Below are 24,576 nucleotides of genomic sequence, written 5' to 3' on the forward strand. Positions count from 1 at the left end.
GATTTGCTCGATTTGAGTAAATCACTTTTTTTGTTAATTGTAGGTTCATTATAATGTATATTTGCTTAAAGCTTACAAAAACTTTGTTTTATTACTATTATGAAAACATCTTCTTGTAATAAGGTAATAACAAATGGCAACGCCTGTAATATCCTTTACAAAATCAATGAGCGTAGCGGATCGATAGGGGATAAAAGATTGGTGAATTTCATCTACCAGACCATACAGACCTGCAATAATTGCAAAAAATAAATTGGTCGAATACGTAAATTTCTTTTGAGCGATTAAGGCAAATACGAAAAGTACATATAAGATTGCAAACTCCACAAGATGTAAGGATTCTTTTATATAACGATCAATGGCTTGATCAGGTAGCTCAACTACTGCCGTAACAGGCAAACTTGATAAAATCCAAATAATTATCATATAAACTATCGGTAAAAATGTAAAAAACCACTTTAATAATCCCTTCAACGGTTTCCCTCCAAATAAATAGTTACCATTATACTATAGCGCAAAAAAAGACGATAAAAAATATTTTTAAAAAAAGTGCATACTATTATTGCTAATGCAAAAGCTAAGAAGTAAAAAAATTTTCAATAAAATGTATATAATTGCAATTTTTTGTTCAAAATGATTGCTGAGGTGATGAAAAATGAGAGAGGAAGAAAAGAAACGATCTTCTCAACTAAATAGTTTTCGAGCTTTTTTAAAAAAGCGCTGGGCATACCCAGCAATCTATCTAGCTAGTGCTGCTATCATCGTTACAGCTATCCTATGGTATCAATCGCTAGGTAATGATGGGTCAGATGAACCACAAGACTTTGGTAGTGCAGAGAATGGTGCGGTTGGACAGAAGTATGATGATCCTGCAATCCCTGTAAATAGCCTTGATGAATTGTTTCAAGTACCTGTAAGTAATCCAGAGGGTGTAGTGATTGAAAAGGAATTCTACGATTCTGAAGCATCTGAAGAGGAGCAAGAAGCAGCGATTTTAGTATACAACAATACGTATTATGAAAACGAAGGCATTGATTATTCAATGGAAGGTGACGAGTTTGACGTTTTAGCAGCATTGAGCGGAACGGTTTCATCCATCGAAGAGGATTCATTACTTGGAAATTCAATTGAAGTAGAACACGAAGATGGTGTTGTGACACGTTATCAATCTGTAAAAGACCCGGCAGTTTCTGTTGGTGATGAAGTAAAACAAGGTGATATTCTTGCTAAAGCAGGGCAAAGTCAACTGAATGAAGAAGCAGGAACTCACGTTCACTTTGAAATTCGGAAAAATAATGTAGCAGTAAATCCAAAAGAATATATCAATAAACCTTTGTCAGCTATTAAAGAACAGCCGTCTAATGATGGAGATGAGGTTGATCAGCGACTAAATCCTCCTAAGTTAGAAGAAATCGAACAAGAGCAACGAGAAAGCAATAGTAATACAGGCGACTCAAGTGATTCAACTGATTCAAGTGAAGACACAGATGGATCTGATGAAGGAAATAACGATGAAGCCGATAGTTCAGGTGAATAATTGTAAAAAAAGTAGATGACCCATGGGTCGTCTATTTTTTTGTTACATGGAATAAGCAGAGTTACATTAGTGCGTGTTGTAATGATTTTTCTTTAAAGAAGGACTATACATAAGTCAAGACTCGTTCTATAAACATGATCACTACTAAAATTTCCGAGGAAATCCGACATACTCATGCTTTATAAGAAAAGTATTAATATTAGATTAAATAGATTAATGATAGGAAAACAATGCATATTTATTATAGTTAGCAAATATACATCCTAATAACCAACTAAAAATGACACAATTGTTACGATTGACCAGAAATTTGTTCTAGATAATAATAGTAAGAATTACTTAATAGTAGAATTTATAGAAAGGAGATGAAAGTAATGGAAATAACAGTAATTTTCTTTTTAGTTACAGGTATCTGTTTAATCTCTGCTTTAAAGAAAAAAAATAGCGTCTTTGTTTTATTCCCAATATTATCTCTCTGTCTATATTTTTTAATTGTTAACCCTTAAGAAATTCCGTATACCCCTTGTCCTTATTGACTTTTTTGTGCATATATCTTTAACCAAGCTAATACAATGTTACAAACCTGACAAAAAAGAGAGTGGTTGAGGTGAGGAATCGTTTTATATCAAGGGTTATACGGTGATATTCTAGTTCATTCGTAGTAATGTTAGAAGGCCAGAGAAGGGCTTTCTACCGCAAATAAAGAAGAAGCAAGGTAAGTGGAAGTTCACTTTTCCTAATTCCCTGAGACTTTACTGTAAACAGCTTCTTGTGCGGCATATCATAATATTCTTATAGGAAGGCGAGTCTCATTTCACACTTCTCTCATCCAATTTAGGGAGGCGAGTGGTGTGCACGATTACATCAAAGAGAGGACAGTCAAGATTGGAAAGTATATCGTGGAGACAAAAAAAACGGTACGTGTGATTGCAAAAGAATTTGGCGTGTCGAAAAGTACTGTTCATAAGGACTTAACTGAACGCTTACCAGAAATTAATCCAGAATTAGCAATAGAAGTGAAAGAAATACTTGATTATCATAAATCCATAAGACATCTACGAGGTGGTGAAGCGACAAAGCAAAAGTATAAAAAAGAAGAAATGGAAAGCCCTGTGAAATAATAAGAAAGGAGAGAAGTGAATTCTCTGAGGTTGAATCAAATTTTCATCGACCTGAGTCCTATTTACATATGGGTTCAGGTTGTTTCACGTATTAATGGAATCATTAAGTATCCTTTTTTTCAGATTGCATAGCTCAAATAAGTTCCTACTCTTTTGTATTTCCTCATTTTTTGTCTTTCTTATTCTTACAACCTATACGCGGCTTGTATGACATGGCTAATCCTTCTTCTCAATTTTTTCTACTAGAAAATCTGTTTCTACAGCGATACAAAAACATCACATTTTTTTGACAATTCTTCCTCTCTTCCGACAGAAATATGGTAAAATGTATAGATGGCTAAATAAATGATAACAGTAGTCTGCTCATTTGGGTGGACGTTCTGCAATGCATAGATTTTACGAGAAGTTGAAAGGAGTTATGTATAAAGATGTTCGCAAAAGATATTGGCATTGATTTAGGAACCGCAAATGTTTTGATTCACGTAAAAGGAAAAGGGATTGTCTTAAATGAACCATCGGTTGTAGCAATCGATGTCAACACGAAAAAAGTATTAGCAGTTGGAGAAGAAGCACGTCGCATGGTTGGTCGTACTCCAGGAAACATAAAAGCAATGAGACCATTAAAGGACGGGGTCATTGCTGACTTTGATATTACAGAAGCGATGCTTCGTCACTTCATTAACAAAGTGAACGTTAAGGGAATGATTTCAAAACCGAAAATCTTAATTTGCTGCCCGACTGAAATAACAAAGGTTGAAGAAAAAGCTATTATTGAAGCTGCTCAGAAGAGCGGCGGGAAGAAAGTGATCCTCCAGGAAGAGCCAAAGGTAGCTGCCATCGGAGCTGGAATGGATATATCTCAACCGAGTGGCCATATGGTAGTTGATATTGGAGGAGGAACGACAGATGTAGCTGTTTTATCTTATGGCGAAATTGTTACATCTCAATCCATTAAAGTTGCGGGAGATAAATTTGACGCAGAGATTTTAAATTACATAAAGAAGGAGTATAAACTCCTTATTGGTGAACGAACATCTGAAGATATTAAAACTCAAGTGGGAACAGTATTCCCTGGAGCGCGCAACGAAGAAATCTCTATTCGTGGGCGTGATTTAGTCTCAGGTCTTCCACGTACTATAACGGTTAACTCTGACGAAATTGAAGCGGCATTACGTGAATCCGTTTCAACAATTGTCCAAGCAGCTAAAAATGTTCTTGAGAAAACCCCTCCAGAATTATCTGCAGATATTATAGATCGTGGTGTTATATTAACGGGTGGTGGAGCTCTTCTTAATGGAATTGATCAGTTACTTGCAGAGGAACTGAAAGTTCCGGTTTTCATTGCAGAGAACCCAATGGATTGTGTGGCAATCGGGACAGGAGTAATGCTAGAAAACATTGATCGTTTCCCAAGTAAACAATTAGGCTAAATGAATGGCTTGTTCGCCGACAGACCGTTAGCAAGTAAATTGTATTAGTAATTTTTTCTTTTATTAGAGTTCAAAAAGACGAGTTTTCTCGTCTTTTTTTGTAAAATGACATTGATTATTTAAAAACCAAACGATTTCTGTAAGGAAAAGTCGAATTTCCAATATTAAACTAGTCTATTTTATTTTATAATAATAATTATATGAATACGGACTTAATAATTAGGGGTGAAAGTAATGTTTCGCGGTTTTTATACAGTTGCTTCAGGTATGATTGCACAACAAAGAAAAACAGAAATATTATCAAATAACTTATCTAATGCTAATACACCAGGTTTTAAAGCAGATCAAACGTCTATGAGAGCATTTCCTGAAATGCTACTACAACGAATCGATAATCAACAGCTTCCAATTAAAACAGAGGGAATGGTGACTAGTTCAAAACCATTAAACGTTGGATTGAATACAGGTGTTTACTTACAAGAAGCGGCCCCTTCCTTCCTTCAAGGAGACCTTCAGCAAACGGATCAAAATACTGATTTCGCTGTAGTTGATCATGAAGGAAATGGAACTTCTTTCTTTACTGTACAACACCCAGAAGGTGAATTCCGTTATACGAGAAATGGCAATTTTACACTTGACCATCAAGGAAATCTTGTCACAAGTAGTGGTCTTTATGTGATGGATACTAATGGAGATAAAATCACGTTAAATAATAATGATTTCGATGTTTTATCTGATGGAACAATCCTCCAAAATAATGTAGAGGTGGCTTCTCTCCGGATTTCATATACTGAAAACCCGCTCCTGCTAAAAAAAGAAGGAGACGGTTTATATTCGACCCTGGAAAATGAACTACCGTTTACTAAGGATGGCTATACGATATCTCAAGGGTATATTGAAGGGGCAAACGTAGATGAAGGCCGAACGATGACTGACATGTTAACAGCCTATCGTTCCTTTGAGGCTAATCAAAAGGTACTTCAAGCGTATGATACTAGTATGGACAAAGCGGTTAATGAAATAGGACGAGTAAACTAAAGGGGGAGTATTCGTGAATCAAACAATGATTACTGCGACCAACACGTTAAGCCAGCTACAACATAAAATGGATGTTATTTCCAATAATGTTGCAAATGTTAATACAAATGGATTTAAAAAAAGAAGTGCAGTGTTTACAGAACTGTTAGCACAGGAATTTAACAATCAACGGGTTTCCACACAAGAAATAGGGCGGTTGACGCCCGAACACATTAGAGTTGGCGTTGGGTCTAAGGTAGGTCATACTCAAGCTTCCTTTACTCAAGGTTCAATACAGGCTACAGAACGTGAACTGGATTTTGCCTTTACGTCTTCCAACCAATATTTAAATGTCTTAAACCAATCAAATACAACATCTGAAATTTCTTATACCCGTGATGGAGCCTTATATGTATCACCTGTAGGGGATGGCGAAATGCTACTAGTCGATGGAAATGGAAACCCTCTATTAAATGCAGAAGGAGAAATTATTTCCTTCCCAAATGATGCTAAAGCTTTTACGTTGGAAGAAAACGGGGTATTAATAATAGAAACTCCTAGAGGAAATGAAAGAATTATGCTTGGTATTACAGAAATTCATCAACCGCAATATTTGGAACAAAAAGGAGATAACTTGTTAGGTTTGCCAACGACATTGGAAGTGGATATTAATACGGTATTAACAGATTTACTTGGTACAGAACGAGTTGAAATCAGCTTAAAACAAGGGTATTTAGAAAAATCAAATGTAGATTTATCTAAGGAAATGACAGATTTAATTAATGCTCAACGTTCTTACCAATTTCAAACAAAGTCCATTTCAATGGCAGATCAAATGATGGGGCTCGTTAATGGTATTAGGTAAAAGGAGATTTATTCTATGAACGAAAAAAAAGTCCAACATAATGAAGCTACTAGAGAAGATCAAAAAAAGCAAAAGGGAAAAGAGAAAAGAACTATTCGTATACGTATCATCCCGATATGGGCGCGCATCATTCTTTTTGTATTACTGATTTCCGGTAGCTTAGCAGCAGGGTTAATGGTAGGGTATGGCTTTATTGGTGATGGAAAACCAAAAGATGTTTTTCAAAAATCTACATGGACCCATATAGGAGACATTGTAACCGGAGAAAGTAAGGACTGAGAAAGAAACAAGACCAATTAGATCCTCTTTTTTATGTATTCATGAAAGAGGGGAGTTTTTATCATTTTCTCCGAAGTACCATTGCCAGAGCGCATGATAATAGAAGTGACATAGGAGGTATTTAGATGTTAGATATACAACAAATCAAGGAAATAATTCCTCATCGTTACCCATTTTTACTTGTCGATAAAATTATTGAAGTAGAGGAAGGTATAAAAGCGACGGGGATAAAGAATGTAACGGCAAATGAAGAATTTTTCAATGGACATTTTCCTGATTACCCTGTTATGCCAGGTGTTTTAATTGTTGAAGCACTTGCACAAGTCGGAGCTGTTGCAATGCTAAAGAAGGAAGAGAACAAAGGTAGGCTAGCCTTCTTTACAGGCATTGATAATTGCCGCTTTAAACGTCAAGTAACTCCAGGTGACCAGCTTAAGCTAGAGGTTGAGATGGTTAGAGTACGCGGTAGTATTGGAAAAGGTAAAGGGATTGCTACAGTGAATGGTCAACTCGTATGTGAAACGGATATAATGTTTGCATTAGGTGAACAGAAAGCGTAAATACGGATAAAAAATGTAAAAAGCTTGCTTTTTACATTTTTTTTTATGTATTTCATTCTTTTGGGGAATGATAACAAAAGACCATCCATATGGTCAAGACGATTTGCAAAAACGGAAGGAGTAAGTACATCATGAACAAAAAGCTGTTATCCATTTTAGGTACTTCAGCATTATCAGTCCTGCTGATATCGGGCTGTGGAACAGATCAGGAACCACCGCCGGAAGATGAGGAAATCATCGAGGAAGATAACTTAGAAAGAGAAGAAGACATGGATGTAGAAGACTATGGTGACCAAGATTTAAATGAAGATACAAACGTCGAAGATAATATGGATGTAGGTCCAGAAGAGGAAGAAGAAACTGAAGAAACACGTGAAACTGAGTAGTTAAAAGCAGGGGAAACCCTGCTTTCTTATTTTACTGGAAAATGCCTAATGGCTGAATCCTTTTTAATACGGTCATGCTTCTGGCTGTACATAAGGTCGGTAAACTTAATAAATTCTTCTTTAGTTAGACCATTTTCAACAGCATCATTTAGTAAAGATAACCAAGTTTGGTCTACTTTTTCTTCCTGAATAGATGTCTGTTGTTCCATCACAATAAAATCCCCCAGTGGCAAATCAAGTGCTTCACTTATGCGATTTAGAACGTTAAAGGACGGATTGCGCTGGATTCCTCTCTCGATGGAACTAATATAAGACTTAGAAACCTGTGATTTTTGGGCCAGTTCATTAATTGAAAATCCTTTTATTTTTCTCATTTCCCTTATTTTTTTTCCTACCATCTCTTTTCCCCTTTTATTGTCTAATATGTTCATTATATAGAACGTTAATCATTTTTGAAAGAGGATAAAAGGATGAAATTGCAGTAATAATTGAAAAATTGTTCATTATAATGAAAAAAACCTTTCAGAATTTCCGTCAATTCGTTATAATGAAACAAAGTTCTTATTGGTGAACGTGCCGTACTTAGCAAATGACCATCTAAAGTGCGACAGATTATGCAAAAGAAAATTTGTAGAGATGAAACTAGACAATAAAATGAGGTGGAAGCAGGATTATGTATAAAAAATTATGCTCACGTTGTAAAAGACCTTCATTTAGTGCTTCAGAACTTGGAGATTGGATGTGTCCAATATGTGGTCAGGACCTAACGGATGCTTCGTTTTTGGATGCAAATTCTTCCTCGTTCAAATCAATTAGTTACATACCTATTCAAAAAAAGTTAGAAGCTTACAGAAAACAAATAAATAAAACTCAATAATAGCATTGGTAATAATTTGGATGGAAGCGTGTCAATAAATAGCATAATTTGACGATAAAAGTCAAAAAAAATTTAGTATTAAAGACAAAAAGTTACAAAAAAACATTAGATTAATATGTATAATAGGTACATATTAATCGTACGTATCAGTTCAAGGGCAAACCCATTGAAAGATGGGGACGCAAAGCCTCAGATCTACGACTGTCATTATGATTAGTTAAGATGGCTGGGTTGCCTGAAATACATAAGTATTTTAGGAGGTATGGAAAGTGGTTAAAGCAGAACTAGACCTTGAATGGTTGCAATTAGTACAGGAAGCATTGGAGAAGGGAATTACGAAAACAGAAATTAGAGATTTTCTTAAAACGCATAAGATATCACAAAATAAGAATATAGAACCGGTAATATCAAAAAGTCTTGCATAACTGCAAGACTTTATTTTTGTTCTTTGCGCCATTTATTAAATTCGATAAACTCTTTAAATTGTTCTTTTGTAATACCAGAAGTCATCGCTTCTTGAGCGATATCTACCCAATCGGGATCTAATGCATTTGGTTGTTTTGAATCAAATAATAGAGAATCAATGGATACATTTAATGCAGAAGATATCTTCTCGAGAAATTGAACAGATGGGTTCTTTTGCAGATTGCGTTCAATTGCACTTAAATATGATTTTGCAACGCCTGCTTTGTCTGCCAATTCGGTCATGGACATTTTCTTTTCTTGTCGAAGTAGTTTTACACGCTCGCCTATCATAATAGAGACACCTCGTGATATTTTTATAATCGCTTTTATATATTAAATTAACACATGTTTTTAATAAAGAACAAGGGGAGGAAATAAATTTTTTTAAAATTGTTTGGAGGACTCTTCATTTCCACTTGAAGTAAGCTTAGGTTTATATCTCATTTTTTTTCGAAAGGTGTCAATTAAATGCGCTCCATTAAGCCCTTGTTCTACAAGGTCCTTAAGAAGTAGCTCTGCATAATCTTTCGGCACTTTTTTTAAATGACCCTCCATCAATATGCTTATTTTCCCGTCAATTTGTTTAATCCCTCTTATATGTATGTAGAAAGAAGCAGGATCGTTTTGGGCATGAGTAATGACCACCCGAATTTCTGTATCATTTTTTCGTTGTTGAATGTCTCGGAGGTAGTCGTAATATTTTAGAGAGGTAAACGCTTCAATTAACCAAGTACCTTTCATATCTTCTTTATTAATAATTAATCCATCTTTAATATCAATCGTCTTAATTTCTTCATCATCTACGACTTGAAATGTAATAATTTTGAATGTTTTCATCTTGATCCTCCTTGTCCAACAATTTATAAAAATTATATCATAGTAAAAACTGGAACACACCATAAGAAAATAAATGAACTTTGTTACATTAAGATAATCAATGAGTTATTTTCAAGAAAAAATAAAAATTCCCCTAGAAGAATTTTTGTTTTTTGTAGTGAAATTAGTTTGAATTATCTAAATTTACAATTTTACTCTTTTTTTAGCTCCTGTTACAATATTGGTAGAAAGGAGGGGAGAAATGATAAATCACGTGACTCTCGTTGGTCGTTTGGTGAAAAATCCTATTTTAAAGAAAACAAAAGATGGGAAATCAGTAGTCAATGTGACGGTAGCGGTCAATAGACACTATCGAAATCGTTTGGGTGAATATAATACTGATTTTGTATTATGTACCCTTTGGAATAAAATAGCAGAAAACACCGAGAAGTATTGTCAAAAGGGCTCGATCGTCGGCATCGTGGGGAAAATTCAAACGAGGAACTATGACAATAGTGAAGGAAAACGAGTATACGTCACAGAAGTGTTAGGTGAAAGTATTCAATTTTTGAGTAAAAATGATAGACAAGCTAAAGAAGAAATGGATGAATCCGTTTTTTCTCCGGTAGAAGCCATTCTTCCATAAGGAGGTTCAAATGATTTCAAAAGAAAACAGGATGGAAAAATTAGAAGAGTTAATGGGAGAATTTATCGTCAAGCTAGGATTAGTACGTTCAGAACTAATTCAGTTGCAACTTAAAGTATCTAACCTCGAGAATCAACCTTCACCACCCTTTCCTTCATTTCCAATCATTCCGATGGTAAAAAAATAAAGAATCACCTTTTTGTTTCCTCATTAATCCTCCAAAATAGAAAGAGAAAGAATCCTACCCAATGTTTTCTCCGCATTTTCCTCTTTAGTCGGTTACTAGACCGACTTTTTTTGAGTTCACTATGTTCCATAAGTAATCATAGGGCTAACCCTTCTAATCTAAAAAGACTTCCCTTTAGGGAAGTCGAGACCAATTATTGTAATGCTAAGAGGTCTGTAAGTTCTTGATCAGAAAGCTCGGTGATCCACGAATCACTTTGAATGATATCATCATTTAAAGCTTGTTTTTTCTCTAGCATCATGTCAATTTTTTCTTCGAGTGTACCAGATGTTATAAGCTTGTGTACGTGAACGAATCGCTTTTGACCAATTCGATAGGCACGGTCGGTTGCTTGGTTTTCTACTGCTGGGTTCCACCAACGATCGTAGTGAATGACATGATTCGCAGCTGTTAAATTCAACCCTGTTCCCCCGGCCTTTAGGGAGAGTAAAAAGACAGGATGTTCACCATTTTGAAACTCCTCAACAAGTTTATCTCGATTTTGCTTTGACATCGAGCCATTTAAAAATGGTGCATGAATAGTAAATTGTTCCTTAATTAGCTGTTGAATCATTTCTCCCATGGAAATATATTGGGTGAAAATAAGACAAGCTTCTCCTGAATCTATGACGTTTTCCAATACATTCATGAGCTTTGCAATCTTATAAGAGCGTTGCAATACATTATTAGGTTGTGGTTCTTTTAAGTACAATGCCGGATGGTTACAAAGTTGTTTTAGGCGGTTAATCATTTGTAGAATAAGCCCTTTTCGTTCAAATCCCTTAAGTTTGCTCAATTGATCAAACGTGTCTTGTATAAGTTGCTCATATAAAGATGCTTGCTCAGAAGTTAGTGGGCAGTACTCTTTTTGTTCAAGTTTATCAGGTAAGTTAAGCTCAACGTCAGGATCTTTTTTCGTGCGGCGAAGCAGAAATGGCTTGATTTTACGTTGTAACTCGTTAATTTTCTCTCGAGAGTCGTCTTTTTCAATCGGTAAAATATACTGTTTTTGAAATTGGGTAAATGTTCCGAAGAAACCTTTGTTAGTAAAATCGAAAATAGACCATAGCTCAGAAAGCCGATTTTCCATAGGTGTCCCAGTTAAAGCAATATGATGTTGCCCTTTTAGCTTACGTATCGATCGGGATTGCTTTGTCGACGAGTTTTTTATGTTTTGTGCTTCATCTAGTGCAATAGTACTCCATTCAACAGATGAAATATCTGCTTCATCTAGATGGCTGAGTCCGTAAGATGTAATAAGCACATCAACATTTTTTAAGCTCGCTAAAAACGAATCAGCCTTTGCTCGATTTGGACCATAGTGGAGCGCTACATTTAATGAGGGAGCGAATTTCTCTAGTTCTTTTTGCCAGTTACCTAGGACAGATGTTGGAGCAATGATTAGGGCAGGAAATGAAACTTTATCTGTTTTTTTAACTGTTAAAAGATAAGAAATAAGTTGAATTGTTTTACCTAAGCCCATATCATCTGCAAGAATAGCCCCAAAGCCAAATTTCCGCAAGAATAGAAGCCAGCTCATGCCTTGTTGCTGATAGGGACGTAGTGTCCCTTTTAACGTAGTTGGTGCTGTCCTTATTGGAATTTCAGCTACGTTTTTTAGTTGTGTCATCATCTTTTTTAATGAACGACTCAGCTCAATTTGAATAGAGGCAAAAAGGCGAGGGTCATACTCTTCTTCTTCTTCCTTCTCACTAGCACTAAGTTCTTGCTCTAATAAATCTTGAATGCGTAAGCCATCCTTTTTAGCTTTTTCCATTAGTAATTGTATCTTTCTAATCATGGTAGGGTCGAGACTCATCCATTGCCCATTAATTTGAATGAGGCGTCGTTGTTCTTTTACCAGGTCATGAAAATCTTGTTCAGAAATCTCTGTTCCATTCATTGATAAACGCCAGTCAAAATCAAGAACTGCATTTAATCCAACAAAGGAAGGGCGGTAGGCTCTATCATTATTCTTCACCTTTGCTTTGACGACCATATTGGCTTCCTTCATCGCGATCCACCATGATGGAAGGAAGATATCAATTCCAAGTGCGTACAGCTTTTCACTTTGGATGGTTAAAAATTCCCACGCTTCATTTTCATTCAATAGTGTTTTTAATTCCCCTGAATGAGCAAGTTCTGGGAAGGCGCTGATCCAACGTTGCTGCTCTTTTTTTATAGCTGGAAGGTGCTTTTTCCATCCACGAGGTAGGGCTTTACCTTCGTCTACATCATAAAGGGTTTCTGATGATGGATCCTTTATGACCAACTTTAACTGCCAAGGTTCTGACTCATCTTCAGGTTCTGTTAAGCGCAGGCCAATGGAAAAAGGCTGTTCTTTTTCCTTTATTCCAATCCATTCACTCCAGCGTTCGTCATCAAAAAAGGCGGCAATCTCTTTATTGGTAAGCGAACTGCTTTCTAAAAGGGTTAATTTTTGGGCAACCCCTTTTAAATGAGGGGAATGATGAATATATTGACTGACACTATCTGTGAACCATTGTGATACAAGCTCATTTAGTGACAGCTGCTCTGTTGCTGGCTGGGCCCAAAAAGTTTTGTCGAATTCATTCCACACGTCATTTGGAACTTCCCAATGGATTCCATTCTCTGATATAGTTGGTAGAAAGTTTCCTTGTGTAATCGAATCAAGCATACTAGAGGAGACCGATAATAGTAGGTTTGCTAAATCTCCCCACTCCCACTGAATCATTCGACTAAATCCTTCTTTTCCAAAATGTGTGAGTAAGTGGTAGCTTGGAATTAACAGCCCTTCTTCTCCCTGATAGGATTGTGGCTTGAAAATGGTCCCGTAAAAGCTCTCTTCATGCCAAATGAAAAATTGCTTTCTCCATTCGGTTGGAGGAACCACCTTGCCATTAATATCCTTTATCGAAAGAAAATACGCTCCATTTTCTAATAGACAAATATTTAAATGGTAACTACTCGTTTTTAGCATTAATTAATTTACCCTTTCTACATTCTTCATGGAAAGCTCTTAGACGTTTTGTATCATCTAAAATATACTCTAAGTATCGGTCCCAGTCTTCGATTTTTTTTTGTTTTTTGTATAGTGATCTTAATTTCTTTAATATCTTCACAGCTTGTTTATAGCTATCTCGGTTTCGGTTTCTTATATAGGATTCGACCGCATCATGATAAAGCGGGAGGCCAAACTCTGGGTGTGTTTTTACAAGGTCCTTTAAGCCGAGGTATTCGATTTCCCCAATTTCATACCCCAGCCATTGCTGCAGTTCTACCCATTCCCGATAATCTTGTTGATCAAATAAGAATCGACTTAAAGGGTAATAGCTATATGGTATTAATGCGAGTAGAAGCTGTTTGTACATTCTTGGCTTATGATCTTTCATGTACTTTGGATCGATAAGCTGTAGAAACCAACGGCTAAATTCTGATCGTTCATAATCACCTTTTATTTCTTTTAAATAAGAAGGAAGATAAGGCAAGCAACTTGATAGAACTAAAACGGCTTTTTCCGGATGATCATGTTGGAAAAAGTAATATAGCCAGTGTTCACAATAACGAAAAAGCGTCGTTGTTTTTTGTCGTGAGAGCGTAATAAATTCTTCTGTCTCTTCAAGAAGCAGTAGCATGTGTAAGAGGCCAATGAACTCTGCCTCAGAGAGCTTGGAAAAGGATTGTAAACGTTTTTTCTCTTCGTCACGCCACTTCTTTTTTGTAAAAAGAAAGAACCATAGTATACGGTATAAATCCATACCTTCAATGAACTGCCCCTCTTTTGACGTCCACTGTATCGATCTTTCTTTCAAAAATTGAATGAAAGGGTCAAAGGCAAACGGCATTGCCGTTACGGACATTTGATAAACTGCGTCATATAATTCATCTAAAATAAACGAAAAAATAGAAGATGAATGCTGCTCCGCTTCATCTAGCCATTCATATAATGTTTCATATAAAAACACACAAATGTAAAGTTGATACAAAGGCTTCCATTCACGTTCAATCGGTGCGTCCTTCATCATTTTTCGATACAATGCTTGGAGATTCATATCGAGCATCAATAAATTTCTCATCCACCCTTCCTTGTCAACTTCTGCAAGCACCGATAGAAAATATTCGTACCATTCATCGGGAGTTTGATGTATTAAATCTTTCTTTTGTAACAGGTCGCTTGCTTTCTTTAAGGATGGGTGAAGAGATGTCAGATCGCTTGCTTTTAAAGGAACTTTACTATCAGCTATTTCTCCTTTCCACTCCTTTACCCATTGAGAAACAGAGCCAGCACGCTGAAATACAGTAAAAAAAACAGCCATTCGATGGCGACACCAGCTTGCTTCAGGACAAGAACATCGACTTAACAAAGGAAAATCTAAATCGAGCTTTACGAAAGCTGATGTCACATCTTGCACTTGAGCTGATATCGTATGATTGACGGATTTTATATTACTAATTAAGTTTTGGCGGTGTAAAAGTAACCCTTTTTGAACTATTTTTTTATGTTTAATGTCATCTGGTGAAAATTCATTTTTGATTTCTTCACCCGTAGCAATGATTTTATCAAGTAATTCATCAAGCTTTGAAGACACAAAAAGACGCCTCCATTTCGGTTTGAAATTAGGAAATTCATATTCCTTCATTATAACCGAAAATGGGTAAAAATACCGCTTTGATGCTGAAAAACACTTAATCGTTAATAACTTACAACTATACAAGTATGTTCATCATAATAGCTAGAATATTGACTAATCATCCAAGGTAAAAGCATATAGAAAGGATAAAAACGAGCAGACATCGTCATGCTCGTTTTTTCTATCTTTCTACAAGGCCATATACAATGGCTTTAAAAATATTATAGGTAGAAAGATCTTTTAATTCTTTTTTACGAAGGTGGTCTAAATAAATAGGTTTAATAATGGTAGAGCCTTCTTCACGAACTATTGTTTTGTTAGCGATATAAATATCCCCTTTTGTGACGCCTTCCATTATTTCCACTTTTCCATCTACTTCTAACCCTTTTTTGATAGGGAGTTTTATTGCTTCACCGTTCGGACTAATACTCCAGACAAAGTGTTGGAGCTTGGCGCGGCCAATGCTTTGTGTTGGTAGTACATTTACATCAATGGCTTCATCTGTTGTAATATCTACTTTTACATGGTATCCAGGGAGCAAGACTTTCTTTTCCTCCGCTTTATTGTCATTACTGTTCTCTCTGTTTTCTGCTTCATCAGCTTCTGCCGCATCATCAAAAGATTCATCTTCCTCATCAGCATTAGAAGACTCATCTTCTTCATCTGTATCAAAAGGTTCATCTTCCTCATCAGCATTAGAAGACTCACCTTCTTCATCAGTATCAAAAGGTTCTTCTTCCTCATCAGCATTAGAAGTTTCATTTTCTTCATCTGTATTATCAAAAGGCTCTTCTTCCTCATCAGTATCAAAAGCCTCATCATCTTCATCAGCATCAAAAGGCTCTTCCTCCTTTATCTCCACATTAAATTGATAAAGACTATCTTGCTCGAGTAGTGGATCATCTTTTGGAAGAGAAGCTACCTTATCAACAACCCCTTTAAAGGAATGGTTGAGGGGAAGTGAAGTAATAGTAGCCTTCATAGGTGAACGTACCTCTAACGTTTGTTCCTCTGTTAATGTGCCAGTAACCATTATTTCCTTAGATACAATCGTCATAATTGGATTTTCCAATGAATAGGAGATCTCTTTAATGACACCACTAACGTCACTTTTGACTGTTAAATTTGACTGGTTTCTTGATAAATCAGATTTTTCGTCATTGTATGCGTCCTTTTTGGCTTCAAGCTGTTCAAGAAGGTGTTCATTAGCAGCAATTTCAGCCTTTAAATTGTAGTCTATTTCTAAAGTACTGGCTTTTTCTTCTTGGTTTTCATCTGGTTCAGCTGATCCAAACGATGGAAGAGTACGTTGTAAGCTTTCTAGTTCAGCTATATGGCTTTTCACTGTAGCCACTTCTTTTTCAACAATACTTTTTAAACGATCTAATTCTTTTAATCGAGCCTCAATATTATTGGCGTTATATTCAAATAAAGGCGTGCCTATTTCCACTTGATCTCCTTCAGTTACTAAGAAAGTGGAGGGCGTGCCGTACTCTTGTTGAAAGATAACGTGCTGTTCGGAAGTAGGAACAACCACACCGTCTTTCTGGAGTGTTTTTTCAATAGACCCTACTGCTACTTTTTCCCATTCTGATAGTAGTGTTAATCGGGGAATATCATTGTTTTTATGGAATAAAAGGTAGAAATTCAACGTTATTAATAATCCAATTAGTGCTACCATTGTTTGTTTTTTTTTCATTGTTGCCACCACCTTTACAGGATAAGAGAAAAGTCTATGTATTCAAGAAAAACAGAAATTCCTATGAACAATAATTGAATAAGTATAAGGTAGAACAGAAGTAAAGCTGGTTTTCGATCTGAGAGCCAGCTCAAACCGCGAAATTGTAGATAGATAGACCAGACTTTAAATAATGATATTCCCCCAGCAAACGAAACAAGTACATCTTGTTGGAAAGCTTCTTGCGCTATGATACCTAATGACAAAGGAGAATACATCCATTCCAGTCCCATAAAGGACATAAGTGGTAAAAAAGTAATATTCTCAAGAAGCAGCGGGATAAGAGCAATTAATTGAATGTGTACTATTTTTTTATAACTTTCTTCCGTTACACTCCAAAAAAATAGAGAAGGTAACAGTAGAAAAGAAAGAGCAAATAGTAGTCCAGCTAATAAACTTCCAATTATAAAATAGGAATGTAAGGCTGCGTATTGATAAAGTGTTGTTGAGATAAGCTTGTCAGAAAGAATGTCCGTGCCAATTCCAAATGCGGCATTTACTCCATAAATAACCGATGAAAGATAAATTAGTAAGACGGTATAGAAAAGTAGTCCTCTTGTACTTTCAGACTCACGTAGTTGATAGAAGTAACTTGAAGGTTTACGAATCCCTCTCCACAGGTTGATTTTTAATTCCATGTTTGTAACCCTCCATTATAAATATGGTACTATTTTACATGATTTGACTCAATAAACCTATCGATATCCATTGAAAAATGTAGAATTATTCCTAATTTAAAGTGATTTTCTACATGTAAATTTGATTTAGTAACATTATAATGTTTCTTCAACAGATGTAATAGGGATTTATTGAATTAATTAAAAATTAGAACTTAAGCACGATATTAAATATTTAATATTTCACTTACCTTCAAAGAAGTAAATGGTATGATGTACAGGAGAATTTTTAAGGAGGGTTATATGAGCGATTACGTCCTATCAATTCAGGAGTTAATAACATGGAAAAAAACGTACGATCCATTCAATCTAAGGATATATGTTTATGGTACGATTAACCCAGATCAATCAATTAGTGTTATCTCTACGTCAACCTTATCTCTTGCTTTACAATGTTGTGAAAATAATCTACAAGGGCCCGACCAAGAACTTCCTAAACCTTTCCCCTCATTACTCAAGCTTCCCTTAACCAATCAAGAAACGATTATTTGGGTAAGGCATTCCAATAGGGAAAGTCCCTCAATAAAAGTTTCTTTTACTAAAAGGCAAATTAGAATTAGAGCTATTAGCAGTTATGCCCCTATTTTGACAAAAGCAGAAGCCTATAAAGTGGTTGCTAGTTTTATTTTCAAAGAAACTGATCGAAAAGTTTGCTATTTAGTCGATAGAGACCAAGGAAAAACTCTCCTTCATTCAGGTAGAAGGTACATTAACCTGCACAAGCAAAAGCTGTAATCCTCAGGTCTTGGTGATTAAGACCATTCAATCGAGAGAGAGACACTATTTTAGGTTCATTGTCTTTTTATGCTGCTATTCCAAACAAGGTAGAGAAGAATCCTATTTCCTTTTGGACTTTGAGCAAAGCAGTCCCTTCTTCAACATATGCTTCACGCCACTTACTGTAGAGGCGCTGTTTCAAATAACTTGAACCCCAACATGGAGCGTACTCGTTTTTTGATAAAACGATGATTTTGTTCCACGGAGATACTTTATTAGTCTTATAGGAATGCCTTCAGGTATCCTTCCCTCGTCTTTTCGCTCTTGAATCGCTGAAGGATAAGCCTGATTTTGATTTCCCTTGATCACACAAGGTTCACCAACATGATAAGCAGTCAAGACTTTCAAAAAAAGTGCATGGCTGCTTGTCTATCTCTTGATTTACATAGGTATAAATCAATTAAATTCCCTGCACGATAGAGGTACAACCAGGCTTTTTTACTATTACGAACGTCTATATATGAAATTATGACAAATTTCTCTAAAAAAAACTATAATATTTCTGCCAAAATACTACAATATTTGACGTAGCGATAGTTGTAAAATAGTACGATAGGATCTCTATCATCATATTGGATAATCAGGGAGGAGACAGGTAGATGAATCAAGTAAAAAAAGCAATCATACCGGCTGCAGGACTAGGAACAAGGTTTTTACCTGCTACAAAGGCAATGCCGAAAGAAATGCTCCCGATTGTAGATAAACCGACTATACAGTATATCATTGAGGAAGCAGTTAAGTCTGGAATTGAAGATGTTATTATCGTAACAGGCAGAAGCAAAAGAGCCATTGAGGATCATTTTGATAAGAATTATGAGCTGGAAGTTAATTTAGAAGAAAAGAATAAAAGTGAGCTACTAGAGGTTGTGCAAAGTATAACAAACCTTGTAGATATTCATTATGTTAGACAAAAAGAAGCGTTAGGACTAGGACATGCAATATGGTGTGCAAGGAAATTCATTGGGAATGACCCATTCGCAGTTCTTTTAGGAGATATAGTAATCGATAGTGAAGTCCCTGTCCTTAAACAAATGTTAGACGTTTATAATGAAAAAAATCGTTCGGTTATTGCTGTTGAACCTGTTGATTGGAAAAAGGTAAGCAATTATGGGGTTATAGATGGTGAAAAAATCAACGATCAACTACATTTAATTCAACAGTTGGTTGAAAAACCGAAAGTAAACCCCCCTTCAAATTTAGCAATCATGGGTAGGTATATTTTAACACCACAAATTTTTGATATTTTAGAAAGTGTGAAGCCAGGTGTAGGGGGAGAAATTCAATTAACAGATGCATTACAAGAATTAGCAGACGTACAAGAAATGTACAGCTATATTTATAATGGTAAACTTTATGATGTTGGTAGTAAGTTAGGCTTCTTGCAAGCGACGGTAGAATTTGCATTAAAATCTGACGAAGTCAGTGAAACTTTTGAGGAGTATTTGGTAGACTACTTAAAAGATAGGTATTATACAATGAAAAATTGATGGACAGTGAAACATTTAGTTGACCTAAATGCTTTAAAGGTCAACTAGATTCATTAAACCGTTCGTGAATACGACTCGACTTTCAACTAGAAAAGAAAAAGTCATAGCCATAAGAACTAAGTGCAGCTGTTAAAATCCCCTTTTTTTGTGTGATCTATTAGTTCTGCTTCTAATCGCGACACCGCAAACTAAATTTTTTCTTTAGATTTCTAAAAAATAATTAATTAGAAGGGTGTACATGTTTACATAACTAATTTCCCACATATGGTATTTGCAAGTATTTCGTAACACGTATTGATTAAAATAGGGTTAGAGAAAAAAACAATGGTTGTGTTTTCGTATAGCTTGCTATATTCATTAAATAGTTTATAGTTAACTGAGTTATCTATGATTAATGTATAAGGGAAGTGTTCAATAATGAGGATAGCGGTAGCAGGTACCGGTTATGTTGGGTTATCCAATGCCGTATTATTAGCTCAACATAATGAAGTCATCGCAGTAGATATCATTAAAGAGAAAGTAGATATGATCAATAATAAACAAGCTCCTATCGCTGATAAAGAAATGGAAGAATTTTTAACAAATAAAACGTTGTGCCTTTCTGCTACGTCAGATCCATTTCAAGCATATAAGGAAGCAGAGTTTGTTATAATTGCCACTCCGACTGACTACAATCCGGAAAAGAATTACTTCGATACAAAATCTGTCGAAATGGTTATCGAAGAGGTTCTTGAAGTGAACCCAAATGCAGTGATCGTCATCAAATCAACAGTTCCTGTAGGCTATACGAAAGAGATGAAGGAAAAATATAATACCGATCAAATTATCTTTTCGCCAGAGTTTTTACGTGAAGGAAGAGCTCTATATGATAATTTATATCCATCAAGGGTTATTGTCGGAGAGCAATCAGAACGAGCAGAAATATTTGCTGCTTTGTTGGTTGAAGGTGCTAGAAAAGAAGATGTCCCAGTTCTTTATACAGATTCAACAGAAGCAGAGGCCATTAAGTTATTTTCCAATACATACTTAGCCCTTAGGGTAGCATATTTTAATGAGCTTGATACGTATGCAGAAGTGAAAGGACTAAATACAAAGCAAATTATTGAAGGAGTAGGACTAGATCCAAGGATTGGAAATCATTATAATAATCCATCGTTTGGCTATGGGGGATATTGTCTGCCAAAAGATACAAAGCAACTGAGGGCAAACTATGAAGATGTTCCTAGTAACATCATCCAAGCAATTATTGATGCCAATACGACAAGAAAAGACTATATTGCTTCTAAAATTATTGAAAAGAATCCTAAAGTGGTAGGGATTTATCGGCTGACAATGAAAAAAGACTCAGATAATTTTAGAGCATCTTCTATTCAAGGGATTATGAAAAGAATTAAAGCAAAGGGGATTGAAGTCATCGTATACGAACCAGTACTTGAAGAAGACACCTTCTTTCGTTCAAGAGTCATTCGTGATTTAAATGAGTTTAAAGAAATCTCAGAAATTATTGTAACTAACCGAATGGGGTCAGATTTAGCAGACGTTGAGCATAAAGTTTATACTCGAGATTTATATCATAGAGATTAATCATTTTTTGTTAATGGTTTGCTCACTCTAAAAACAGATAGCATTTAATGGATGAAGCAGCTACTAATAAGAAAACGAAGAACACAAGTGGGTGCAGAAATTATCAATGAGTTTAGCTGCTTCACGATTTTGGTGGATAAGTAAAAGGTGTATTATTAATTAGCATGAGAAAGCTTTATTTCATTAAACATCCTCGAAAATAACAGTTTATATATTCCGTTTCTGTACAATAGAGAAAAAAAGAAGAGTTGAAAGCCCTTCCCTCATCCTCTTCATTATTCCTATACAGGCCCTATATAGGGTACGAATAGGTCGTGAAGGTCTCCATTCTAAATGTCCAACATATTCAATTATTATATAAAAGGAGGAGACAAGAGTCTTTCTCTTGCCTTACTCACATGTTTTATAGTAAAGCTACGTACCATAGATGTAATAGTCCGAATGCATACTTTGAATTAAAATATCTTGAATTAAAAATAAAAACAAGTTACACTTACATTAAGTTAATAAATATGAAAGCATGATGAAGGAGTGAAACATAATGAACCTAAAATCATTAAAAGGGCAGCATCATGTTTCTGCCATTACAGCAAACGCAAAGAAAAACTATGAATTTTATACCCAAACACTTGGGCTTCGACTAGTCAAAAAAACAATTAACCAGGACAACACTTCCATGTACCACCTGTTTTATGCTGATGAAAGAGGAAATCCTGGGACAGAACTTACATTTTTCGAAATTCCTAATGCTGGAACTACGTATGAAGGAAATAATAGTATTTCTTTAACGACATTACGAGTAAAAAATGATGAGTCTTTACAGTATTGGGAAAAACGATTAGAAGAATTCGGTGTGACTCATGAAGGGATTTCTTATCATACAGGGAGAGCGACATTACGTTTCCGTGATTTTGAAGGCCAAAGATTAGCCCTACTATCAGATGAAAATAATAAGGGGGTCAAAGGAGGGAAGCCTTGGGATAATAGTCCGGTCCCTGTTGAGCATGGGATTGTTGGATTAGGCCCCGTTACTCTGACTGTACCACGTGGTGAATCGACTGCAAAAATTTTAACAAGTGTTTTAGGATTTGAAGAAACGAGAACCTTTCCTTCAACCATTGAAGGACAGCCTGATGTACAAGTTTTTGAAACGGGAGAAGGGGGAACTGGTGGAGAAATTCATTTAGAAGAACGAGATGATCTACCAGCAGAAAAACCAGGAAGAGGTAGTGTCCATCATGTAGCGTTTCGTGTAGAAGATGGAAACGAACTGAAAAAATGGGTTGATTGGATTAATGAGAATCGTTTACCGAATTCTGGATCTGTAGAACGCTATTATTTCCGTTCATTATATTTCCGTGAGCCAAATGGAATTTTATTTGAGCTTGCCACGGATGGACCAGGATTTGAAGCGGATGAAAGCTTTGAAACACTTGGTGAAAGATTGGCTTTGCCACCATTTTTTGAAGCTCAACGTGAAGAGATTGAGGCTGGATTAAAACCATTAGATATTGGAAAACGAAGTGAAAAGTGAAGCACCCATTCATGCAAATCAAGGCGAATCGTTACGAAGGGTTAACAGAAAAGTCAATGCCTTTTCTACTCTAAGCTTTGGTATAAGATAAAAAGAGTTTAAAAAGAACCAGTCTAAAAAGTTATCAAGACCTAAAGCGTAAAAAGCCCCAAAAAATAAGGGACGATACATATTTACATGATAACTATGTATCGTCCCTTATTTTGTATTTCACAATCACGCTTTTTACCTTAAAACTTGAATTCGAGATAACTTCAATTATGTTCATAAGTAAAAGTCCTGTTAGTTGGAAAATGAAGATAAACAGATTTAATGAACCGTTTCTCCGTACTGTGACACAAAAGCTATGTATACATACTCCCTAGGTAGGGAGCAAGAGCAGTTACGTACACAATCCAGGAGGAGAACTATTTTCACATTTGTTTCCATCATAAATGTTTGTTCCAATTCCTCCTTGTGCAGCAATATCAAACTGGGAGTTTCCTTTCACTTTGTTGAATCGAATCGTACTATTGGTTACAGTGTTGAAAATACTTATTCCATCTTCATTATTTTTCCGTATAATATTTGAATCTATTACTAACCGCGAAGAGAGTGACATCCGAATCCCATCTTCCAGATTATCACATATGTTATTTTGAATGACTTGAACATCATTAGATAGAGCTACTGCTATTCCAGCAAAGTCATTTTTAAGGGATATATTTCTTAAAAGGGTATCAGAATTAGATATATCTATTGCAAAGCCACTAATACTATTCTCTTTAGCGAGGTTATTTATTATTGCGTTGTTATTTGCACCAGACTGACCTAGTAAATAGCCATTTGAAAAATTTTCCTGACTTTCATTCTTTAAAATGCAATTATGTTGTCCTGATGGAATATTTAATCCACTTCCTCTATTAAATGTAGTAATATTATCAATTACTACGTTATTGTCACCATTAATCTCAATACCATCATTTCCATTTAATGTAGATTTAATTTGTTTTAACACATTATTGTTGGAGTTAACTTCAATTCCATCTTCACTGAATCCTTGAACAGTAAACCCATTTAATGTCGTTTGGTTTGCATTAAGAACTATTCCATTATTCCCTAAACCAGGAGTACCCGCAATTACTGTTTTTCCAATGCCACAACCGAATATCTTTAAATTGTCTTTACCAACAGTCACTTCAAAACCATCAAATATTCCAGCAAGTATCTTAATGCTATCACCAGCACTTGATACATCAATCGCATTTTGCACAGTCGTAAATTCTGTTGGAACAATACGTAGTGTCATTTTTCAAACTCCTTCCTTAAACTCAGATTTACTACATCATATGAAAGATGGGTTACTTTGCTTGTACTTCATAGGGAAATTGTATGTTTGACCATAGTAGTGTCGTAGTTTCTGTCTACTATGCAATAAACAAATTAGCTACAGTTTTTTCACTGTCTTTTATCATTCGAATAGAGCAATATTATAGAGAGAAAGCGTGATGATAATCACACTATGTAATAGCAGAAAGAAATATAATACGTTCAGGTAATAGTTAGAAAGATTATGTATGAAAATTATTAAAAACGAAAAAATCAGATTTTTTTGTTGTAATTTAATAATAACTCCTCTATAGTTTTAATTGAGATAGTTACTACTTACTAACGTTAGAGATAATGCGAATGGACGTGATTTTATATGAATGAATAAAGAATATTGATAGCTACCATATACTACAAACCCTTATTATTAAAAAATCTTTTTAAAAACCATTAAGATAAGTTAATATTTTAATGAGAAAAACATGTAAGACTGTCCACATACATCCACATCAGAGAGTTATACCATCCAAGAAAAGTAGTTTTGTCCTCCACCACAATTGTTATTTACTTTCATAAGAGAAAACGATTTAAAACATGACATTTTGGATATGTGTATCCATTCACATTGTAAAA

The 24,576-nt window shown here is 35.4% G+C and carries 24 protein-coding genes, 1 pseudogene and 1 riboswitch; of the genes and pseudogenes, 15 read left to right on the plus strand and 10 right to left on the minus strand.

Annotated features, from left to right (window positions below; all coding sequences use genetic code 11):
- Nucleotides 1–72: 72 nt before the first annotated feature.
- Nucleotides 73–474, minus strand: a complete 402-nt coding sequence (locus tag WAK64_RS18850; protein ID WP_336588558.1) for a VanZ family protein — start codon at nt 472–474, stop codon at nt 73–75.
- 181 nt (nt 475–655) lie between these two features.
- Here WAK64_RS18850 and WAK64_RS18855 point away from each other — a divergent pair, with 181 nt between their 5' ends.
- The 8 genes from WAK64_RS18855 to WAK64_RS18890 all read left to right on the plus strand — a co-directional run bounded on the left by WAK64_RS18855 (nt 656) and on the right by WAK64_RS18890 (nt 7,195).
- Nucleotides 656–1,537, plus strand: a complete 882-nt coding sequence (locus WAK64_RS18855) for a stage II sporulation protein SpoIIQ (RefSeq protein WP_336588559.1) — start codon at nt 656–658, stop codon at nt 1,535–1,537.
- An 851-nt stretch (nt 1,538–2,388) separates the two neighbouring features.
- Nucleotides 2,389–2,658 (plus strand): sporulation transcriptional regulator SpoIIID, encoded by a 270-nt coding sequence (spoIIID, locus tag WAK64_RS18860; protein ID WP_336588560.1) that lies wholly within the window; start codon nt 2,389–2,391, stop codon nt 2,656–2,658.
- 428 nt (nt 2,659–3,086) lie between these two features.
- Nucleotides 3,087–4,088, plus strand: coding sequence for a rod shape-determining protein (mreB, locus tag WAK64_RS18865; RefSeq protein ID WP_336588561.1), 1,002 nt, complete (start codon nt 3,087–3,089; stop codon nt 4,086–4,088).
- 234 nt (nt 4,089–4,322) lie between these two features.
- Nucleotides 4,323–5,126 carry a flagellar hook-basal body protein gene (locus WAK64_RS18870; protein ID WP_336588562.1) on the plus strand — a complete coding sequence of 268 codons (804 nt, stop codon included), beginning with the start codon at nt 4,323–4,325 and terminating at the stop codon, nt 5,124–5,126.
- Nucleotides 5,127–5,139: 13 nt separating this feature from the next.
- Nucleotides 5,140–5,970, plus strand: coding sequence for a flagellar hook-basal body protein (locus WAK64_RS18875; protein WP_336588563.1), 831 nt, complete (start codon nt 5,140–5,142; stop codon nt 5,968–5,970).
- A gap of 15 nt (nt 5,971–5,985) precedes the next feature.
- Complete coding sequence (locus tag WAK64_RS18880; RefSeq protein ID WP_336588564.1) at nt 5,986–6,249, plus strand: DNA-directed RNA polymerase subunit beta; 264 nt, start codon at nt 5,986–5,988, stop codon at nt 6,247–6,249.
- 125 nt (nt 6,250–6,374) lie between these two features.
- Complete coding sequence (fabZ, locus tag WAK64_RS18885) at nt 6,375–6,809, plus strand: 3-hydroxyacyl-ACP dehydratase FabZ (protein WP_336588565.1); 435 nt, start codon at nt 6,375–6,377, stop codon at nt 6,807–6,809.
- Nucleotides 6,810–6,940: 131 nt separating this feature from the next.
- Nucleotides 6,941–7,195 (plus strand): hypothetical protein, encoded by a 255-nt coding sequence (locus tag WAK64_RS18890; protein WP_336588566.1) that lies wholly within the window; start codon nt 6,941–6,943, stop codon nt 7,193–7,195.
- 26 nt (nt 7,196–7,221) lie between these two features.
- Here WAK64_RS18890 and WAK64_RS18895 read toward each other — a convergent pair whose 3' ends face one another.
- A complete protein-coding gene (locus WAK64_RS18895; protein WP_336588567.1) occupies nt 7,222–7,593 on the minus strand; it encodes a helix-turn-helix domain-containing protein in 372 nt (123 codons plus the stop codon).
- Nucleotides 7,594–8,218: 625 nt separating this feature from the next.
- A riboswitch (cyclic di-GMP riboswitch) is annotated at nt 8,219–8,311 on the plus strand.
- 30 nt (nt 8,312–8,341) lie between these two features.
- On the opposite strand from WAK64_RS18895, the gene WAK64_RS18900 reads away from it, so the two are divergent.
- Entirely contained in the window at nt 8,342–8,497 is a 156-nt protein-coding gene (locus WAK64_RS18900; protein ID WP_336588568.1) for an anti-repressor SinI family protein, read from the plus strand.
- A 10-nt stretch (nt 8,498–8,507) separates the two neighbouring features.
- Here WAK64_RS18900 and WAK64_RS18905 read toward each other — a convergent pair whose 3' ends face one another.
- Both WAK64_RS18905 and WAK64_RS18910 read right to left on the minus strand, forming a co-directional pair.
- Complete coding sequence (locus tag WAK64_RS18905; RefSeq protein ID WP_336588569.1) at nt 8,508–8,828, minus strand: helix-turn-helix domain-containing protein; 321 nt, start codon at nt 8,826–8,828, stop codon at nt 8,508–8,510.
- Between the two features lie 93 nt (nt 8,829–8,921).
- Entirely contained in the window at nt 8,922–9,374 is a 453-nt protein-coding gene (locus WAK64_RS18910) for a YwpF family protein (RefSeq protein ID WP_336588570.1), read from the minus strand.
- A gap of 241 nt (nt 9,375–9,615) precedes the next feature.
- On the opposite strand from WAK64_RS18910, the gene ssb reads away from it, so the two are divergent.
- Together ssb and WAK64_RS18920 are read left to right on the plus strand one after the other, a co-directional pair.
- Nucleotides 9,616–9,999: a single-stranded DNA-binding protein gene (ssb, locus tag WAK64_RS18915; RefSeq protein WP_336588571.1), complete on the plus strand. Its 384-nt coding sequence runs from the start codon at nt 9,616–9,618 to the stop codon at nt 9,997–9,999.
- A gap of 10 nt (nt 10,000–10,009) precedes the next feature.
- A complete protein-coding gene (locus WAK64_RS18920) occupies nt 10,010–10,186 on the plus strand; it encodes a hypothetical protein (protein ID WP_336588572.1) in 177 nt (58 codons plus the stop codon).
- Between the two features lie 193 nt (nt 10,187–10,379).
- Here the strand turns inward: WAK64_RS18920 and WAK64_RS18925 are convergent, their stop codons facing one another.
- From WAK64_RS18925 to WAK64_RS18940, 4 genes are all read right to left on the minus strand, one after another.
- Nucleotides 10,380–13,187, minus strand: coding sequence for a DEAD/DEAH box helicase (locus WAK64_RS18925; protein WP_336588573.1), 2,808 nt, complete (start codon nt 13,185–13,187; stop codon nt 10,380–10,382).
- A complete protein-coding gene (locus WAK64_RS18930) occupies nt 13,171–14,796 on the minus strand; it encodes an SWIM zinc finger family protein (RefSeq protein WP_336588574.1) in 1,626 nt (541 codons plus the stop codon). The genes WAK64_RS18925 and WAK64_RS18930 overlap by 17 nt, the downstream gene beginning before the upstream one ends.
- Before the next feature lie 223 nt (nt 14,797–15,019).
- Nucleotides 15,020–16,537 (minus strand): efflux RND transporter periplasmic adaptor subunit, encoded by a 1,518-nt coding sequence (locus WAK64_RS18935; RefSeq protein WP_336588575.1) that lies wholly within the window; start codon nt 16,535–16,537, stop codon nt 15,020–15,022.
- A gap of 14 nt (nt 16,538–16,551) precedes the next feature.
- The gene (locus tag WAK64_RS18940; protein WP_336588576.1) at nt 16,552–17,214 is read right to left on the minus strand and encodes a hypothetical protein; all 663 of its coding nucleotides are present in this window, start codon (nt 17,212–17,214) and stop codon (nt 16,552–16,554) included.
- A 282-nt stretch (nt 17,215–17,496) separates the two neighbouring features.
- On the opposite strand from WAK64_RS18940, the gene WAK64_RS18945 reads away from it, so the two are divergent.
- Nucleotides 17,497–17,988 (plus strand): hypothetical protein, encoded by a 492-nt coding sequence (locus WAK64_RS18945; protein WP_336588577.1) that lies wholly within the window; start codon nt 17,497–17,499, stop codon nt 17,986–17,988.
- A 67-nt stretch (nt 17,989–18,055) separates the two neighbouring features.
- Here WAK64_RS18945 and WAK64_RS18950 read toward each other — a convergent pair.
- Nucleotides 18,056–18,494, minus strand: a pseudogene (locus tag WAK64_RS18950) (DDE-type integrase/transposase/recombinase); the annotation flags it as partial.
- Between the two features lie 135 nt (nt 18,495–18,629).
- Here WAK64_RS18950 and galU point away from each other — a divergent pair.
- The 3 genes from galU to WAK64_RS18965 all read left to right on the plus strand — a co-directional run bounded on the left by galU (nt 18,630) and on the right by WAK64_RS18965 (nt 22,635).
- Nucleotides 18,630–19,517, plus strand: a complete 888-nt coding sequence (galU, locus tag WAK64_RS18955; protein ID WP_336588578.1) for a UTP--glucose-1-phosphate uridylyltransferase GalU — start codon at nt 18,630–18,632, stop codon at nt 19,515–19,517.
- Nucleotides 19,518–19,934: 417 nt separating this feature from the next.
- Nucleotides 19,935–21,101, plus strand: coding sequence for a nucleotide sugar dehydrogenase (locus tag WAK64_RS18960; protein ID WP_336588579.1), 1,167 nt, complete (start codon nt 19,935–19,937; stop codon nt 21,099–21,101).
- 541 nt (nt 21,102–21,642) lie between these two features.
- Nucleotides 21,643–22,635, plus strand: coding sequence for a ring-cleaving dioxygenase (locus WAK64_RS18965; RefSeq protein WP_336588580.1), 993 nt, complete (start codon nt 21,643–21,645; stop codon nt 22,633–22,635).
- Nucleotides 22,636–23,017: 382 nt separating this feature from the next.
- Here WAK64_RS18965 and WAK64_RS18970 read toward each other — a convergent pair whose 3' ends face one another.
- On the minus strand, nt 23,018–23,923 hold the full coding sequence (locus tag WAK64_RS18970) for a right-handed parallel beta-helix repeat-containing protein (protein ID WP_336588581.1): 906 nt from the start codon (nt 23,921–23,923) through the stop codon (nt 23,018–23,020).
- Nucleotides 23,924–24,576: the final 653 nt, after the last annotated feature.

The sequence above is a fragment of the Bacillus spongiae genome, assembly GCF_037120725.1.
Taxonomy (GTDB): domain Bacteria; phylum Bacillota; class Bacilli; order Bacillales; family Bacillaceae_K; genus Bacillus_CI; species Bacillus_CI spongiae.

Bases quoted from the DNA above. Each gene is read 5' to 3' on its own strand.
- WAK64_RS18855 (WP_336588559.1), top strand. From the start codon at position 656: ATGAGAGAGGAAGAAAAGAAACGATCTTCTCAACTAAATAGTTTTCGA.
- mreB (WP_336588561.1), top strand. From the start codon at position 3,087: ATGTTCGCAAAAGATATTGGCATTGATTTAGGAACCGCAAATGTTTTG.
- WAK64_RS18870 (WP_336588562.1), top strand. From the start codon at position 4,323: ATGTTTCGCGGTTTTTATACAGTTGCTTCAGGTATGATTGCACAACAA.
- WAK64_RS18880 (WP_336588564.1), top strand. From the start codon at position 5,986: ATGAACGAAAAAAAAGTCCAACATAATGAAGCTACTAGAGAAGATCAA.
- fabZ (WP_336588565.1), top strand. From the start codon at position 6,375: ATGTTAGATATACAACAAATCAAGGAAATAATTCCTCATCGTTACCCA.
- WAK64_RS18890 (WP_336588566.1), top strand. From the start codon at position 6,941: ATGAACAAAAAGCTGTTATCCATTTTAGGTACTTCAGCATTATCAGTC.
- WAK64_RS18895 (WP_336588567.1), bottom strand. From the start codon at position 7,593: ATGGTAGGAAAAAAAATAAGGGAAATGAGAAAAATAAAAGGATTTTCA.
- WAK64_RS18905 (WP_336588569.1), bottom strand. From the start codon at position 8,828: ATGATAGGCGAGCGTGTAAAACTACTTCGACAAGAAAAGAAAATGTCC.
- WAK64_RS18910 (WP_336588570.1), bottom strand. From the start codon at position 9,374: ATGAAAACATTCAAAATTATTACATTTCAAGTCGTAGATGATGAAGAA.
- ssb (WP_336588571.1), top strand. From the start codon at position 9,616: ATGATAAATCACGTGACTCTCGTTGGTCGTTTGGTGAAAAATCCTATT.
- WAK64_RS18920 (WP_336588572.1), top strand. From the start codon at position 10,010: ATGATTTCAAAAGAAAACAGGATGGAAAAATTAGAAGAGTTAATGGGA.
- WAK64_RS18925 (WP_336588573.1), bottom strand. From the start codon at position 13,187: ATGCTAAAAACGAGTAGTTACCATTTAAATATTTGTCTATTAGAAAAT.
- WAK64_RS18935 (WP_336588575.1), bottom strand. From the start codon at position 16,537: ATGAAAAAAAAACAAACAATGGTAGCACTAATTGGATTATTAATAACG.
- WAK64_RS18940 (WP_336588576.1), bottom strand. From the start codon at position 17,214: ATGGAATTAAAAATCAACCTGTGGAGAGGGATTCGTAAACCTTCAAGT.
- WAK64_RS18945 (WP_336588577.1), top strand. From the start codon at position 17,497: ATGAGCGATTACGTCCTATCAATTCAGGAGTTAATAACATGGAAAAAA.
- galU (WP_336588578.1), top strand. From the start codon at position 18,630: ATGAATCAAGTAAAAAAAGCAATCATACCGGCTGCAGGACTAGGAACA.
- WAK64_RS18960 (WP_336588579.1), top strand. From the start codon at position 19,935: ATGAGGATAGCGGTAGCAGGTACCGGTTATGTTGGGTTATCCAATGCC.
- WAK64_RS18965 (WP_336588580.1), top strand. From the start codon at position 21,643: ATGAACCTAAAATCATTAAAAGGGCAGCATCATGTTTCTGCCATTACA.
- WAK64_RS18970 (WP_336588581.1), bottom strand. From the start codon at position 23,923: ATGACACTACGTATTGTTCCAACAGAATTTACGACTGTGCAAAATGCG.